The organism is Texcoconibacillus texcoconensis (assembly GCF_014202575.1).
Lineage (GTDB): Bacteria > Bacillota > Bacilli > Bacillales > Salisediminibacteriaceae > Texcoconibacillus > Texcoconibacillus texcoconensis.
Genome location: NZ_JACHHB010000003.1, coordinates 236952 through 251245, shown reverse-complemented (window position 1 = coordinate 251245; position 14294 = coordinate 236952). Strand labels below are relative to the sequence as shown.

Here is a 14294-nt window from a genome sequence, read left to right as displayed (position 1 = left end):
GTTGATAGGTCTCGTGTGGAAGCGTGGCAACACGTGAAGCTGAGAGATACTAATCGGTCGAGGGCTTAACCAATATTTCAAACGCGTAAATGGTTCGTCACCGTAGGTGATCGACCCTCAAATAAGTCATAAGGTTTTTCAACTGGTATCTAGTTTTGAAGGAATGAAATTTCCTTAAAAAAGACCAAAAATATTATTGCATTTCATTCGAGTATGTTATATAATATAAAAGGTCGTTAACAAAGTAGTCTGGTGGCGATAGCGAAGAGGTCACACCCGTTCCCATGCCGAACACGGAAGTTAAGCTCTTCAGCGCCGATGGTAGTTGGGGGCTCTCCCCCTGTGAGAGTAGGACGTCGCCAGGCATAAACAACGGGGCCTTAGCTCAGCTGGGAGAGCGCCTGCCTTGCACGCAGGAGGTCAGCGGTTCGATCCCGCTAGGCTCCACCACTTATAAAAAGTATGTTTATAAAGAGAAACAACATTTGGCGGTGTAGCTCAGCTGGCTAGAGCGTACGGTTCATACCCGTGAGGTCGGGGGTTCGATCCCCTCCGCCGCTACCAAAAAAATACGGAGGAGTACCCAAGTTCGGCTGAAGGGAGCGGTCTTGAAAACCGCCAGGGGCTTAACGGCCCGCGGGGGTTCGAATCCCTCCTCCTCCGCCATATTTATCTAAAAGATCTGACAAAAAAATGGTCCCGTAGTGTAGCGGTCAACATGCCTGCCTGTCACGCAGGAGATCGCGGGTTCGAATCCCGTCGGGACCGCCATATAATGGAGGGGTAGCGAAGTTGGCCAAACGCGGCGGACTGTAAATCCGCTCCCATCGGGTTCGGGGGTTCGAGTCCCTCCCCCTCCACCATTCATTTATTTCATAGGGGTATAGTTTAATGGCAAAACAGGGGTCTCCAAAACCTCTGATGTGGGTTCGATTCCTACTACCCCTGCCATATCATGGCGGCTGTGGCGAAGTCGGTTAACGCACCGGATTGTGGCTCCGGCACTCGTGGGTTCGAATCCCATCAGTCGCCCCATTTTATTGGGCTATAGCCAAGCGGTAAGGCAACGGATTTTGATTCCGTGATTCGCAGGTTCGAATCCTGCTAGCCCAGCCATTTTAATCGCGGAAGTAGTTCAGCGGTAGAACACCACCTTGCCAAGGTGGGGGTCGCGGGTTCGAATCCCGTCTTCCGCTCCATTAAAAACTTCATTTTATGCGGGTGTAGTTTAGTGGTAAAACCTCAGCCACGAGCGAAACTTCACTGAGGAAGCTACGAGTTGTCTCGACGCATTGAACCTCTAAGCACTATCAAGCAGAGGAAGAGACATGAAGAAGGCCAATATGAATAGAAGAACGAAGTTAAATCGAAAAATCATTTGCGGGTGTAGTTTAGTGGTAAAACCTCAGCCTTCCAAGCTGATGTCGTGGGTTCGATTCCCATCACCCGCTCCATTATGGGCCTGTAGCTCAGTTGGTCAGAGCGCACGCCTGATAAGCGTGAGGTCGGTGGTTCAAGTCCACTCAGGCCCACCATATTCCACAGTAGCTCAGTGGTAGAGCAATCGGCTGTTAACCGATGGGTCGCAGGTTCGAATCCTGCCTGTGGAGCCATAATGGAGAAGTACCCAAGTGGCTGAAGGGGCGCCCCTGCTAAGGGTGTAGGTCGCGAGAGCGGCGCGAGGGTTCAAATCCCTCCTTCTCCGCCATTATAATTTATTCAAATATAAATGGCCCGTTGGTCAAGTGGTTAAGACACCGCCCTTTCACGGCGGTAACAGGGGTTCGAATCCCCTACGGGTCACCATGACATCCTTTAGATCAGAAATGAAAACACAACGAGCCATTAGCTCAGCTACGAGCGATGCGACCAAGAAGAGTCATCGAGTTGTCTCGACGCATTTACTACAAAGAAAAAGCAAATAGAGGAAGAGACAGGCAGACCTCGAAGCAAAGCATCGTCCGTAATCAACATGATTCATCTACACTGAAAATACAACGAGCCATTAGCTCAGCTGGCAGAGCATCTGACTTTTAATCAGAGGGTCGAAGGTTCGAATCCTTCATGGCTCACCATTTTTATTTAATTGCATGTATACATTTTTATATTTAGGTAAAAATATATACTAAAGAGCATTTGAAGTTTAACATCAAAGTAAACGAAACATGCGAACACTTTCATAACGCCGCGGGGTGGAGCAACGAGCAAAACCACGCTGAAACACATCGAGTTGTCTCGACGCATAAACTTCAATGAGAAGCTTTCAGAGGAAGAGACAGTCATAGGACCTCGAAGCAAGAACATCATCCATAAACTTTCATAACGCCGCGGGGTGGAGCAGTCTGGTAGCTCGTCGGGCTCATAACCCGAAGGTCGGTGGTTCAAATCCATCCCCCGCAACCAAAATACCACCGAAATTACTCGAATAAGCTTCATAGTAAGATGGGGCTGTGTACTTGAAAAGTATAACCAATATTGTGTATTTAATTTGTATATAAGATGATTATTAATAAAAAAACTGACTAAAATGTCAGTTTTTTTTTATTATCTCTGGCTATTTTCGTAAACATTGTTTTTAATGTGAACTAATTCTTAACATGCAATAATCTTTTAGAAAACAACCTTACCTTTAATCAGGGCGTAATTTTACAATGACTCGACTAAGTCCTCTTCAATCATGAAAAAGAATAGTTCAGCGGCTTTTCATAACCAAAATAAGACTTATAACGGTAATGAGGGTCTTAATATCCATCCGATACTTTTAAGGGTTCGTAAATGAAGATTGTTGAACAATTAATTCATATGATCGCTTGAATAGACGGTTTTAACAAGTGAACAATATAAGTGAAAAAGTCGAGCATTATTCTTGTACGTAAGGGTTTTCAAATGTTTAAATAAATTATCACCATGGAAATCGTCGTTACTCACCTAGATGAATGAGTACGACTGCATGGAAAAAACACCTGATAGGAGTGTATCAGTAATGACGATTCAACATGAAGACAAACGATTTGGATTTTTATTCAATAATGAATGGAAACAGAGTGAATCAGGAAGAACAATCGAAATCTACTCGCCTGACGATGAGCAAATGGTTGGACAAGTTCAAGCAATGACCCAAAATGAAGTAAACGAAGCCATCGCATCTGTAAAAGAAGCGCAGGCGCATTGGGAAAATAAAAACGTACATGAACGTGTGAATTTACTTCATCGTTGGGCGGATGAATTAGAAAAACGCGCTGATGAAATCGGTGAAACGATACAACATGAAGTTGGAAAAGCTTTTTCATCTGCAAGAGGAGAAGTAATTAGAACTGCTGAGCTAATTCGTCACACAGCAGAAGATGGTTTAAGAGTAAATGGAGAACTTATGCAAGGTGATGGTTTTCCGGGGGGAGATAAAGAGCAGCTAGCTATGATCAAGAAAGTACCTCATGGTGTGGTTTTAGCGATTTCCCCATTTAATTACCCTGTAAACCTTGCAGCGGCTAAAATTGCACCAGCGTTGATTGCAGGGAACGGTGTTGTATTTAAACCTGCTACGCAAGGCGCAGTAAGTGGAATGCAAATGGTGGAAGCTCTTGTAAATGCAGGTTTACCTGAAGGCGTATTAAATGTCGTCACGGGTCGTGGATCTGAAATTGGTGACTTTGTTGTCCAACATCCTACAATTGATTTAATATCCTTTACAGGAGGAACGGAAACAGGACAACGTATTAGTGAAAAGGCAACTATGGCCGGTGTGATTCTTGAGCTTGGTGGTAAAGATCCAGCTATCGTTTTATCAGATGGGGATTTAGATAAAGCAGCGAAAGAAATCGTTGGTGGTGCTTTTAGTTACTCAGGGCAACGTTGTACTGCCATTAAACGAGTACTCGTTATGGAAGATGTTGCAGATCAGCTTGTTGAAAAAGTACAGGAGAAAGTTGAAGCATTAAAAGTTGGGAAAGCTAGTGAGAATGCACAAATTACACCAATGATTAATGACGGCGCCGCTGATTATGTTGAAGAATTAATCGCTGATGCAAAGGATAAAGGGGCAAAAGTAGTTACAACAGGAGAAAGACAAGGAAACCTCTTACATCCAACTTTACTTGACAATGTAACAACGGATATGAGAATTGCTTGGGAAGAGCAATTTGGCCCTGTATTACCTATTATTCGCATCAGTAATCCATTAGAAGCCATTGAACTTGAGAATGAGAATGAATATGGCCTCCAAGGAAGTATCTTTACGAAAAATATCGATGATGCGATGATGCTGGCAAACAAATTAGAAGTCGGGACGGTCCAAATTAATGGTAAAACATCTCGCGGACCAGACCATTATCCATTTCTAGGTGTTAAAAACTCAGGACAAGGTGTTCAAGGAATTGGACGAAGCATTTCTTCCATGTTACGTGATAAAGTAATTGTTATGAATATGTAATGGAATATTAAAATGGGACGGCCTAAAAGAGACCGTCCCATTTTTTTAACGTTATACTGAAAGAAGTACCCCTACTGTAAAGTCCATCAGTAATGTATGTCGGAGTAAATCTCAAAAAACTTGGTGATCCCGAAGAGAACGAATGTTCCAATTATACCGTGTGAGTTTCTTTTTGGCTATCGCGAAACCGTCATTCACCCTACCTTTTCGTGGGGTTAAAGCCCTTCTTGCGATTGAAGAGGAATTCTTCTGTCTGATGATGACAAATGATAATATATACATTTTCATCAAAGGGGAATGTAAGGGAGGTAGGAGGAGAAGTAACATTAACGGCAATCATTCTTGTGGTCTAGTATGAATAGGACACGCAAAAAGGAGTTATTCCGTATTATAGAATAGAGGAGATATATCTGCTTTTAACACTTTCTCCATGAGGTGGAGGGCTTTATTATTTTCCTCTACATGACGTGAGGCAATCGCATCGCTTGGGGTATGTAAATGATAACCGCGCATGTAAGCATCATTAGCAGTAAACTGCACACACATATTTCCAGATACCCCTGTTAAAATGAGCTTATTAACATTTAAATTATCGAGTAATAAATCAAGTGGTGTGTAAAAAAAGCCGGAATATTGTGGCTTTAAAATGTGATAATCGCCATGTTCAGGTAATAATTGTTGTACGACTTCTTTACCTAGGCTTTCATTACGCATACAATGGTTTACAAGGGTGCGAAAATCGTATCGCCAATTACCATAATGGTCATTGACATAAATGACAGGTATGTTTTGTTCTTTCGCAATCTTCTTAAATTTTGCTAAACGCTCTGCCATAGGTATTGCGTGCTGTAATAATTCATACCCATCAGCAAAATTGAAGTCATTGATCACATCAATGAAGATAAGTGCGCTTTTGTCGATATCATTAGGTAAATTTGGTTCGTCTTTGTTTAACGACACGATAACACCCCGTCCTTTTATTGGGAAGTAGATGTCAAAATGATATTTCTATTGTTTCACATCGAAATTAATTTTAAACGAATACTGATGATGAAAAGAGGAGGGAGTAACAGTGGAAACAAAAGAGAAAGAATTATTGAAATTGCTCGAAAAAGATGGGCGACAATCAGTAGACATTTTAGCAAAAATGTTGGATATGCCAGAATATGAAGTTTCAAATATGATTGAACGTCTTGAAGAAGAAAACGTGATTGTTCGTTATGCAGCACTTGTTGATTGGACGAAAATTGATGAAGAGGAAAAAGTAACGGCGATGATCGATGTAAAAGTAACGCCGAAACGAGGAGTCGGATTTGATGAAATCGCTGATAGAATCGTCCGTTTTCCTGAAGTGCAAGCGCTATACCTTATGTCAGGTACGTATGACTTGTCGGTAGTCATTGAAGCCTCAAAATTAACCGATGTTGCTCGATTTGTTTCAGACAAACTCTCAACATTAGATTCTGTGGAGTCAACGACAACACATTTTCAACTAAAACGCTATAAACATGATGGTGCAATTTTTTCAAAAAATGATGATGACGATCGTATGGTGGTGTCACCATGACTGATAGCGTATCTTCATTAACATCACGTTTATCGACAACTGTAAAAAGTGTTCCTCCCTCAGGGATCCGAAAGTTTTTTGACCTTGCAGCGAATATGGAAGGGGTCATCTCACTTGGGGTAGGAGAACCAGACTTCTCTACTCCGTGGGCTATTCGCGAGGCTGGTGTATCTTCGTTAGAACGGGGGAGAACGTCTTATACAGCGAATGCAGGCCTTTATGAACTACGAGAGAAAATTGCTACCTATTTTGAACGTAAATACCATGTTCAATATGACCCTGAAACAGAAATGATCGTAACTGTAGGTGCAAGTGAAGGACTAGATTTAGCGATCCGTTCGATCGTTGACCCAGGCGACGAAGTGATTATTGTGGAACCTAATTTTGTTTCTTATGCTCCGCTTGTTACGCTCGCTGGTGGAAAACCTATTCCAGTTAAAACGACGCTAGAAAACCGGTTTGTCCCGTTGACCGAAGCGATTGAACAAGCGATAACACCAAAGACAAAAGCGGTGCTCACCTCATTTCCTAACAATCCTACTGGTACTGTATTAACAGCAAAGGAATCGAAAGAGATTTGTGATGTTATCAAACGAAATGACCTCCTACTCATTAGTGATGAGATCTATGCTGAATTGAGCTATGATGCTGCGCATACGTCCATGGCTAGTGTTGATGGAATGCGTGAGCGAACGATCTTAATTTCTGGTTTATCCAAAGCGTTTGCGATGACGGGATGGCGAATGGGCTATGTTTGCGCGCCTTCTGTCATTACTCAAGCAATGTTGAAAATTCATCAATATGCAATTATGTGCGCGCCCTCTACAGCGCAATATGCAGCTTTAGCTGGTTTTAATGAAGGGTTGGTTGAGGTTGAAGAAATGGTCGAAACGTACAAACAGCGTCGAAATTTCTTTGTTACGTCAATGCGCGAGATTGGTTTAGATTGTCATCAGCCTGGTGGTGCTTTCTATGCTTTTCCGTCGATTAAAAAAACAGGATATGGCTCTGAAGAATTTGCACAGAAATTATTAGAGGGTGAGCAAGTAGCTGTTGTTCCTGGTCATGTATTTGGCGAAGGTGGAGAAGGCCATATCCGTTGTTCATATGCTTCATCAATGAAACAATTACAAACAGCGGTTGAACGTATAGACCGATTTGTAAATCGAAATAGCAAGTCATAATAAGAAGAGGCTGGCTTGTTATGTACCTATCTGCACGTAACCTGTATAATACGTACAGTTAGGGAGTACACTTTTAACAGCCAGCCCCTCCATACAGGGGGAATACTAGATTGTATACATTCAGTATTATCGCCCCATGAGCGTAAATATATACATGATTTACAAATTTTTTTATTGTTTTTTTAAAAAGGGAGGACATCACGATGGAAGAAGCATCTTTTAAGGATTTAAACGTTGATGATTTGCTCATCCAACAAGTACTAGCGGAAGGCATAACTGTACCTACAACAATTCAAGAAAAAGTGGTTCCAAAGCATTTAGAAGGAAGTGACTTGATCATAGAAGCGGAAACGGGATCAGGGAAGTCACTCGCATTTTTATTACCGATTTTGACGAAAGTGATTCAAGATCCAAAACCTTTTTCAGCGGTCATCATTGCCCCGACAAACGAATTAGCCATGCAGTTATATTCAGTAGCAGAGTCGCTTTGTCAAAAAACAGAACTTGTTGTTCATTCATACATAGGGAGCGGAAATAAAAAGCGTCAATTAGAACGTTTGAAAAAGCAAAAGCCCCATGTGGTATTCGGAACACCGGACCGCGTCTTGTCACTTGCAGAAGAGAAAAAATTAAAATTACAACAAACACAGTATGTTGTTATTGATGAAGCTGATCAATTGTTACAAGACGAAAAGTCGCAACATACTGTGACAAAAATTTCCCAGCGTGTAGGAAAAGAAGCGCAGTACGCCCTTTGTTCAGCAACTTTTCCTACAGAACTGGCTCGTTCATTAGAAAAAAATATTCCTGATCCATTACACATTCAAGCAAAAACACAGATTCCGTTATCGATTGATCATGTTTGGGTAGAAAGTGAAAAAAGAAAGAAAATCGATACGGTTCGCCAGCTGATTGCAACGATGGATAAACAAAAAGGGATCGTATTTACTTCGACGATTGAAAAAGCCGAAGAGACTGTGGACAAGCTTACTTATAAAAAAGTAAAAGCGGTATCTTTGATCGGTGTAAGTGATAAACAAGATCGCAAGCAGGCGATAGATCGTTTCCGAGGTGGGGAAGCGGATGTTTTAGTAGCAACGGAATTAGCAGCTAGAGGATTGGATATTGCGGATGTTGATTATGTGATTAACCTAGATCCACCGACAAGCAATACCTCATATATTCACCGTGCCGGCAGGACAGGCCGAGTAGGTCGTCGAGGACTTGTCATCACTTTAAGTGATGAAACACAAGTGGACTTAATTAAAAAAAGAAGCAAAGGATGCGGCGTTTCCATCGAAAAGCGCCAATTACGACACGGAAAACTACAAGCTTAAACTAAAAAAAGACAGGCTCCTCAAAGTAGGAACCTGTCTTATATATGATTTTGTTTCGTCGACGGTTGTTACTATCTAGATGATGCCGATCGCATTTAAGAAGGCGAGTAGGATCGCGACTGGAACAATATACTTTAATAGGAAATACCAGATTTCAAACGTCCGTCTTTTAAATGATGAACCATGTTGAATTTCAGTAAACAAATCATCCTTTTTTATTTTCAACGGTGTGAAAATCGCGATTAATAATGCACCTACTGGTAATAAAATATTGCTGACAAGAAAGTCAGAGGCACCAAAAAAAGTCATACCAATCACTGGTAAAGTCGGCAGAATTCCTTCAGATAATGCTGAAGGTATACCGAGGGTGAAAATAAGGAGACCACAGATCCAAGCTACTTTCTTTCGTTTCTCAGGATTATTTTTTGTTACTGAAGCTACAACAATCTCTAATAATGAGAAAGCTGAAGTTAAAGTAGCAAACAATAACAAGATGATAAATAATGTGAAAAATAGTTGCCCGAAAACCATTTCACTAAAAACGGCTGGAAGGACAATAAAAATTAACGGTGGTCCTTCTGTCGGTTCAAATCCTAACGAAAATACGGCAGGGAAGATGGCAAGACCTGCTAAAATCGAAATAAATAATGTTAATGAAACGATTGATATCGCAGAGCGGGGTAAATCTTCTTCTTTTTTTAAATAAGAACTGTATGTCACCATGACTGAAATCCCTAAACTTAAGGAAAAGAATGCTTGTCCTAATGCATATAGAATCGTTTGCCCATCGAGATTGCTAAAGTCAGGGTAAAAGAAAAAAGCGATCCCTTCCATAGCTCCATCTAAGGTAACGGAGCGAATGACAATGATGATAAACAATACGAACAGTGTCGGCATCATCCAACGAGTTGAGCGTTCGATTCCTTTTTGAATGCCGCCTTGGACGACGAGGATCGTCATAATCATAAATACAAAGTGCGCAGTGAGCACAAGCCAACCATTTTGTGTAACTTGGGCGAACATGTTTTCAAAGCCTTCACTATCTAAGCCTACGAATTGCCCAGAAATCGCTTGTACGAGGTAAATAACAATCCACCCACCGACGACGCTGTAAAAGGAAAGAAGTAAAAATGCAGCACCAACACCGAGTTTACCAATCCAGTGCCAATTTGAGTCAGGGGCCAGTGTACGGTAAGCTGAGATCGCTTCACGTTGTGTTTTTCTACCAATTGTAAATTCGGCTAAAAGAAGAGGTAAGCCTAGAAATAGTAACATAAGTACAAAGACAAGAAAAAAGGCTCCTCCACCATTTTCACCTGCTGTGAAAGGCAATTTCCAAATGGCACCTAAACCAATCGCCGATCCAGCAGCTGCTAAAATAAATCCTAATTTTGAGGCCCATTGTTCGGGCTGTTTTGACATTTGATTTATACCTCCTTATATTAAAAGCGATGATTATATATGAAATCATCAAATCATCTGAAAAGTCATACATATTTTCACACTATAAAGCGTTGCTGTGTGTGTGTCAATGTTTCCAATTATAGAGAAAATAATAAATAACCTAGATCATGTGGCAATTATGAGTTATGATTATTATTTGAGTAGTATAAGGAACGATGATATAGGAATAAAGGAGATTCAGGTAATGAAACAACAATCTAGAGCCCATCAAAAACGAGCGACGAAGCGTTCAACATCCATATCGCCTTATCAAGAGAAATTAAAGGCATTCCAAAAAGCACACCCTAAGGATGCTCGCCAAGTCTTTCTGTTAAATAAAAAAGCGAGAACGCTCTTGCAAAACCAGAAATATAAGAGCGCTGTAGCTACGATTGATCAAGCTCTGGCTTTGTTTCCTGATTATCTTCCAGCTATCCAGACGAGAATGATAATTAGTGAACGCACAGAGAACGAAAAGCAAGGATTACAAGATGCAGAAAAGGCGCTCAAACTAGATAGCGAAAATGTGTTTACTTATATTCAAAAGGCTCGAATTCTACACCGTTGTCGTTATGAACAGAAAGCGAAGAAAACTGCAGAGAAAGCATATAATTTATATACCAAAAAAACAAATAAAAATGCGTTCGTCAATTATGACTTACTACAACGAATTGTCCACCTTTACTTTCTCCTCGGTTTGAATGATGAATTATTGTCGATTTATAAAACACACTTTGATTATTTGTCATCTAAATCTTTATATCGTATTTCTCTCAGTCAGTTTAATGGAGGGGAGATAACTCGTGCGATTGAGGTCTTAGAAACCATTCAAGAAGAAGCGGTTCGTCAACAAGCTATTCCTCTTATTGAGGGGATGGAAATTGTCAGGAACGATCCGGCATTATCCTCTTTTTCAATTAGTCCAGCAAATAAATGGGGACTGAATCGTCTGTATGCATTACATTCATTGCTTAGTAAAAATGAGCGAATGCAAAAGCAAGCAGTGCGTTTCTTACTTCGTGATTCTTCAGATTGGGCAAATACAGCGATTGAAAAATTCCTTTTGTCAGCGGAATTACCTGAGTGGATAAAATGGTCGCTTCTTGAAGAATATACAACTCGAAATGTTCATTCAGAACAAGTGCCTATATACATGGATGGTTCAAAGAAGTTCATCCCAACTTTTGAACATAAAAAAGAGTTTCGTAAAAGGCACCGAGTCGCGAAAAGTAAATTAAAACAAGGAAAGTTTCAAGAAGCAGTGAATGAATATCAAGAAATGTTACATGAAACACCAAACAATATTTTTATTGAATGGTGGTTAGCAGGTGCATACCGCTCTGAAGGGTATGCTGAAGAGACAGAGGGATCTTTGCTTTCTGTTTATGAAAAAATGCCGTCATCACTCCTTCGTTTTCCATTAGGACAATTACGAGTCGAATCTGGGGATGATGAAGCAGCGAAAGCTTGGTTTGCAGGTGTTGATTCGACACAACTACGTAAAAAAGAAGCGCTTCCTTTCATTCATCAATATCTTCGTGTTCTAGAGAAGGTTGATGGTCCTGAGGCTTCCAATCGTTTATTTGCATATGAACAGCAATATTGGGGAGACGTACCAGAGTGGGGTTCACTTCTTGAAGTACGTAGTCAACAGGAGAGTGCAGCTACAACTACAACTACGGTCGTAACAGAAGAGCCGTTTGTTAGTCCTCAAAATTGGAACGAGAAACGACCTAATTTTATTGAGATCACTTCTGAAAATGAAGTGCTTAATCTGTGGACAAAGGATCAACTTATACGTGCTTTGAAGCGTTTAGGTGTAAAAGGATATTCAAGACTTCGCAAACCTGAATTAATCGATTTGATCCTAACTGAAGGTTTTGATGCAAATGTGTTAAGTGAAATGGAAAGCGATGAACGCGAAAGTTTTGAATGTTGGTTGCAACAAAAAACGGTGTCACAATGGGATGAATGGTCTGAATCTCAATGTCGACTAGTTAATCAGTATTTCCGATATAAATCAGGGAATGGTGAATGGGATGCTGACTTAACAAACTTTGTGAAATGGATCGAATCAGGTCTGCTTATTTTAGGAGAAAAAGATGGCCAATGGGCGATCATCCGAATGATTGATTAAGGAATTCTGCGATGAAATGGTCGTAGATTGAATAATTTAGGTTTTTATGTTAAAATAACTTAGTTAAAAAATAGTTAGGAGTTGTTTTTATGTCAGGTCAGTATGAAGTTGGAAGCATCGTAGAAGGAAAGGTAACAGGGATTAAACCTTTCGGTGCATTTGTTGCGCTAGATGAACAAAAACAAGGTCTTGTTCACATTTCTCATATTGCTCATGGTTATGTAAAGGATATCAATGAATACCTTTCCGTTGGAGATGAAGTGAAAGTTAAAGTTCTATCCGTTGATGAGGATTCAGGAAAGATTTCTCTTTCAATCCGTGAAACGCAAGAAGCGCCACAAGAAACAGAGCGTAAGGAACGTAAGCGTCCAGCGCAAAATAAACAACAGCCATCTAAAGAGAAAAGCCAAGGATTCAATACATTGGAAGATAAGTTGAAGGATTGGTTGAAGCAATCCAACGAAATTCAAGCTGATCTTAATAAGCGTTTGAAAAAATAGTTATATAATCGTTCATATGTAAAAAGAAACGAACTCCCTTTTGCGGAGTTCGTCTTTTTTTATAAGTGATTTGTTTTACTTAAAAGGACGGTAACTTTTTCTCCCTTTCAGGAAAAATGTATGTTTACAAGCCCTTATGTTTTAACGTTGTGGCTCTGGGCTTCGTTCCATTTCTTCACTAGGCTTAAACAAAATGGAAATACAATAAATGCCAGCCAAACCGACAACAGCGTAAATAAGACGTGAAATACCAGCTGCTTGTCCGCCGAAAATGGCAGCGACAAGGTCAAACCGAAAGAAACCGATCAACCCCCAGTTCACAGCACCGATAATGGCTAACAAAAGAGCTGTACGTTGGATACCGCTCATCAACTTTCACCTCCTTACATGGAAGCGTTCATTGAAGCTAGTCGCTTCCTTACTTATCATTCGATTTGAACAAAATAATTATACATAAGCTGTTGCTTTGCGAATGAATCATGAATAAGCGATAATGATAAAGAAAAGGAGGGATGACGTTGGATCGTTTTACTTTTCATAATCCGACGGAATTGATTTTTGGAGAAGGACAGGTACAGGAACAACTCGTTGAACAGCTAAAACCATTAGGCAGTAAGATTTTGCTCGTTTATGGTGGCGGAAGTGTTAAACGTAATGGTCTGTACGATGAGGTTACTTCATTGTTAAATGGCGCAGGCTTTACTATTCATGAACTTTCAGGTGTGGAACCGAATCCGCGTTTGAGCACGGTACATAAAGGTGTGGACATATGTAAAAATGAAGACATTGATGCCCTTTTAGCAGTAGGTGGTGGCAGTGTTATTGACTGTACGAAGGCAATTGCTGCCGGTGCGGAATATGAGGGTGATGCATGGGATATTGTCACGAAAAAACATCTTCCAGAAACGGCATTGCCATTTGGTACGATTTTGACGCTTGCTGCTACAGGTTCTGAAATGAATTCAGGTTCTGTTATTACAAATTGGGAAACACAAGAAAAGTATGGGTGGGGATCACCACATACATTCCCAACGTTTTCAATTTTGGATCCGCGTAATACATTGACAGTGCCTGAAGATCAAACGGTATACGGGATTGTAGATATGATGTCTCATGTGTTTGAGCAGTATTTTCATGCGCAAACGAACTCACCATTGCAGGAGCGGATGTGTGAAGCTGTGCTTCATACAGTGATTGAAACTGCACCTAAACTCGTTAGTGATTTAGAAAACTTAGAGCATAGGGAAACGATTCTTTATTCAGGTACAATTGCCTTAAATGGTATGCTACAAATGGGCGTACGTGGTGACTGGGCTTCGCACAATATTGAGCATGCGGTGTCAGCTGTTTACGATATTCCACATGCCGGAGGACTAGCAATTATCTTCCCTCATTGGATGCGCCACAACATCGAAGAAGGGGAGCGTAAGCTGAAGCAATTAGCTGTTCGTGTTTGGGGTGTGGACCCAGAAGGGAAGACCGACCGTGAAGTGGCTGAAGAAGGGATACGTGCGTTGGAAACTTTCTGGGGTGATTTAGGTGCGCCGAGTCGGTTAGCGGATTATGACATTGACGACAGTAAAATCGATGTCATGACTGATAAAGCAATGGCTCGAGGTGAGTATGGAAATTTCCGCAAGCTAGGAAGAGACGATACTTTAGCGATTTTGAAAGCGGCGTTGTAGGGTTAGATGAAG

The 14294-nt window shown here is 40.9% G+C and carries 10 protein-coding genes, 16 tRNA genes and 1 rRNA gene; 24 read left to right on the top strand and 3 right to left on the bottom strand.

What is annotated here, in order from left to right:
* The first annotated feature begins 248 nt into the window (after positions 1-248).
* The 18 genes from rrf to HNQ41_RS04940 all read left to right on the top strand — a co-directional run bounded on the left by rrf (position 249) and on the right by HNQ41_RS04940 (position 4429).
* Positions 249-365: ribosomal RNA gene (gene rrf, locus HNQ41_RS05025) — 5S ribosomal RNA — on the top strand.
* A 9-nt stretch (positions 366-374) separates the two neighbouring features.
* Positions 375-450, top strand: a tRNA-Ala gene (locus HNQ41_RS05020).
* A 37-nt stretch (positions 451-487) separates the two neighbouring features.
* A tRNA-Met gene (locus HNQ41_RS05015) sits at positions 488-564 on the top strand.
* A 9-nt stretch (positions 565-573) separates the two neighbouring features.
* Positions 574-666, top strand: a tRNA-Ser gene (locus HNQ41_RS05010).
* A 29-nt stretch (positions 667-695) separates the two neighbouring features.
* A tRNA-Asp gene (locus HNQ41_RS05005) sits at positions 696-771 on the top strand.
* 6 nt (positions 772-777) lie between these two features.
* Positions 778-863 (top strand) — tRNA-Tyr (locus HNQ41_RS05000).
* Between the two features lie 14 nt (positions 864-877).
* Positions 878-951, top strand: a tRNA-Trp gene (locus tag HNQ41_RS04995).
* 7 nt (positions 952-958) lie between these two features.
* Positions 959-1035 (top strand) — tRNA-His (locus HNQ41_RS04990).
* Positions 1036-1041: 6 nt separating this feature from the next.
* Positions 1042-1116 (top strand) — tRNA-Gln (locus HNQ41_RS04985).
* 8 nt (positions 1117-1124) lie between these two features.
* Positions 1125-1199: transfer RNA gene (locus tag HNQ41_RS04980), tRNA-Gly, on the top strand.
* 181 nt (positions 1200-1380) lie between these two features.
* Positions 1381-1454: transfer RNA gene (locus HNQ41_RS04975), tRNA-Gly, on the top strand.
* Between the two features lie 4 nt (positions 1455-1458).
* A tRNA-Ile gene (locus tag HNQ41_RS04970) sits at positions 1459-1535 on the top strand.
* 3 nt (positions 1536-1538) lie between these two features.
* Positions 1539-1613 (top strand) — tRNA-Asn (locus HNQ41_RS04965).
* Between the two features lie 4 nt (positions 1614-1617).
* Positions 1618-1708: transfer RNA gene (locus HNQ41_RS04960), tRNA-Ser, on the top strand.
* 23 nt (positions 1709-1731) lie between these two features.
* Positions 1732-1806 (top strand) — tRNA-Glu (locus HNQ41_RS04955).
* Positions 1807-1999: 193 nt separating this feature from the next.
* Positions 2000-2075 (top strand) — tRNA-Lys (locus HNQ41_RS04950).
* Positions 2076-2326: 251 nt separating this feature from the next.
* Positions 2327-2403: transfer RNA gene (locus HNQ41_RS04945), tRNA-Met, on the top strand.
* 580 nt (positions 2404-2983) lie between these two features.
* The gene (locus HNQ41_RS04940) at positions 2984-4429 is read left to right on the top strand and encodes an NADP-dependent glyceraldehyde-3-phosphate dehydrogenase (protein ID WP_184663309.1); all 1446 of its coding nucleotides are present in this window, start codon (positions 2984-2986) and stop codon (positions 4427-4429) included.
* Positions 4430-4807: 378 nt separating this feature from the next.
* Here HNQ41_RS04940 and HNQ41_RS04935 read toward each other — a convergent pair whose 3' ends face one another.
* Positions 4808-5389 (bottom strand): cysteine hydrolase family protein, encoded by a 582-nt coding sequence (locus HNQ41_RS04935; protein WP_343043329.1) that lies wholly within the window; start codon positions 5387-5389, stop codon positions 4808-4810.
* A gap of 112 nt (positions 5390-5501) precedes the next feature.
* Here HNQ41_RS04935 and HNQ41_RS04930 point away from each other — a divergent pair, with 112 nt between their 5' ends.
* The 3 genes from HNQ41_RS04930 (at position 5502) to HNQ41_RS04920 (ending at position 8517) form a co-directional block, all read left to right on the top strand.
* Positions 5502-5996 (top strand): Lrp/AsnC ligand binding domain-containing protein, encoded by a 495-nt coding sequence (locus HNQ41_RS04930; protein ID WP_184663308.1) that lies wholly within the window; start codon positions 5502-5504, stop codon positions 5994-5996.
* A complete protein-coding gene (locus HNQ41_RS04925; RefSeq protein ID WP_184663307.1) occupies positions 5993-7180 on the top strand; it encodes an aminotransferase in 1188 nt (395 codons plus the stop codon). Before HNQ41_RS04930 ends, HNQ41_RS04925 begins: the two co-directional genes overlap by 4 nt.
* A gap of 203 nt (positions 7181-7383) precedes the next feature.
* The gene (locus HNQ41_RS04920) at positions 7384-8517 is read left to right on the top strand and encodes a DEAD/DEAH box helicase (protein WP_184663306.1); all 1134 of its coding nucleotides are present in this window, start codon (positions 7384-7386) and stop codon (positions 8515-8517) included.
* Between the two features lie 75 nt (positions 8518-8592).
* Here HNQ41_RS04920 and HNQ41_RS04915 read toward each other — a convergent pair whose 3' ends face one another.
* Positions 8593-9939: a sodium-dependent transporter gene (locus tag HNQ41_RS04915; protein ID WP_184663305.1), complete on the bottom strand. Its 1347-nt coding sequence runs from the start codon at positions 9937-9939 to the stop codon at positions 8593-8595.
* Positions 9940-10165: 226 nt separating this feature from the next.
* On the opposite strand from HNQ41_RS04915, the gene HNQ41_RS04910 reads away from it, so the two are divergent.
* Entirely contained in the window at positions 10166-12097 is a 1932-nt protein-coding gene (locus tag HNQ41_RS04910; protein ID WP_184663304.1) for a tetratricopeptide repeat protein, read from the top strand.
* A gap of 89 nt (positions 12098-12186) precedes the next feature.
* A complete protein-coding gene (gene yugI / locus HNQ41_RS04905) occupies positions 12187-12597 on the top strand; it encodes a S1 domain-containing post-transcriptional regulator GSP13 (protein ID WP_184663303.1) in 411 nt (136 codons plus the stop codon).
* A gap of 141 nt (positions 12598-12738) precedes the next feature.
* Here the strand turns inward: yugI and HNQ41_RS04900 are convergent, their stop codons facing one another.
* Positions 12739-12966 carry a DUF378 domain-containing protein gene (locus HNQ41_RS04900; protein WP_184663302.1) on the bottom strand — a complete coding sequence of 76 codons (228 nt, stop codon included), beginning with the start codon at positions 12964-12966 and terminating at the stop codon, positions 12739-12741.
* Positions 12967-13109: 143 nt separating this feature from the next.
* On the opposite strand from HNQ41_RS04900, the gene HNQ41_RS04895 reads away from it, so the two are divergent.
* Entirely contained in the window at positions 13110-14282 is a 1173-nt protein-coding gene (locus HNQ41_RS04895) for an iron-containing alcohol dehydrogenase (protein ID WP_425506958.1), read from the top strand.
* The last annotated feature ends 12 nt before the right edge of the window (positions 14283-14294 follow it).

What these genes read in the sequence shown, in the direction of transcription:
- HNQ41_RS04940 (WP_184663309.1), top strand. Translation starts at nt 2,984, where the DNA reads ATGACGATTCAACATGAAGACAAACGATTTGGATTTTTATTCAATAAT.
- HNQ41_RS04925 (WP_184663307.1), top strand. Translation starts at nt 5,993, where the DNA reads ATGACTGATAGCGTATCTTCATTAACATCACGTTTATCGACAACTGTA.
- HNQ41_RS04920 (WP_184663306.1), top strand. Translation starts at nt 7,384, where the DNA reads ATGGAAGAAGCATCTTTTAAGGATTTAAACGTTGATGATTTGCTCATC.
- HNQ41_RS04915 (WP_184663305.1), bottom strand. Translation starts at nt 9,939, where the DNA reads ATGTCAAAACAGCCCGAACAATGGGCCTCAAAATTAGGATTTATTTTA.
- HNQ41_RS04910 (WP_184663304.1), top strand. Translation starts at nt 10,166, where the DNA reads ATGAAACAACAATCTAGAGCCCATCAAAAACGAGCGACGAAGCGTTCA.
- yugI (WP_184663303.1), top strand. Translation starts at nt 12,187, where the DNA reads ATGTCAGGTCAGTATGAAGTTGGAAGCATCGTAGAAGGAAAGGTAACA.
- HNQ41_RS04900 (WP_184663302.1), bottom strand. Translation starts at nt 12,966, where the DNA reads ATGAGCGGTATCCAACGTACAGCTCTTTTGTTAGCCATTATCGGTGCT.
- HNQ41_RS04895 (WP_425506958.1), top strand. Translation starts at nt 13,110, where the DNA reads ATGACGTTGGATCGTTTTACTTTTCATAATCCGACGGAATTGATTTTT.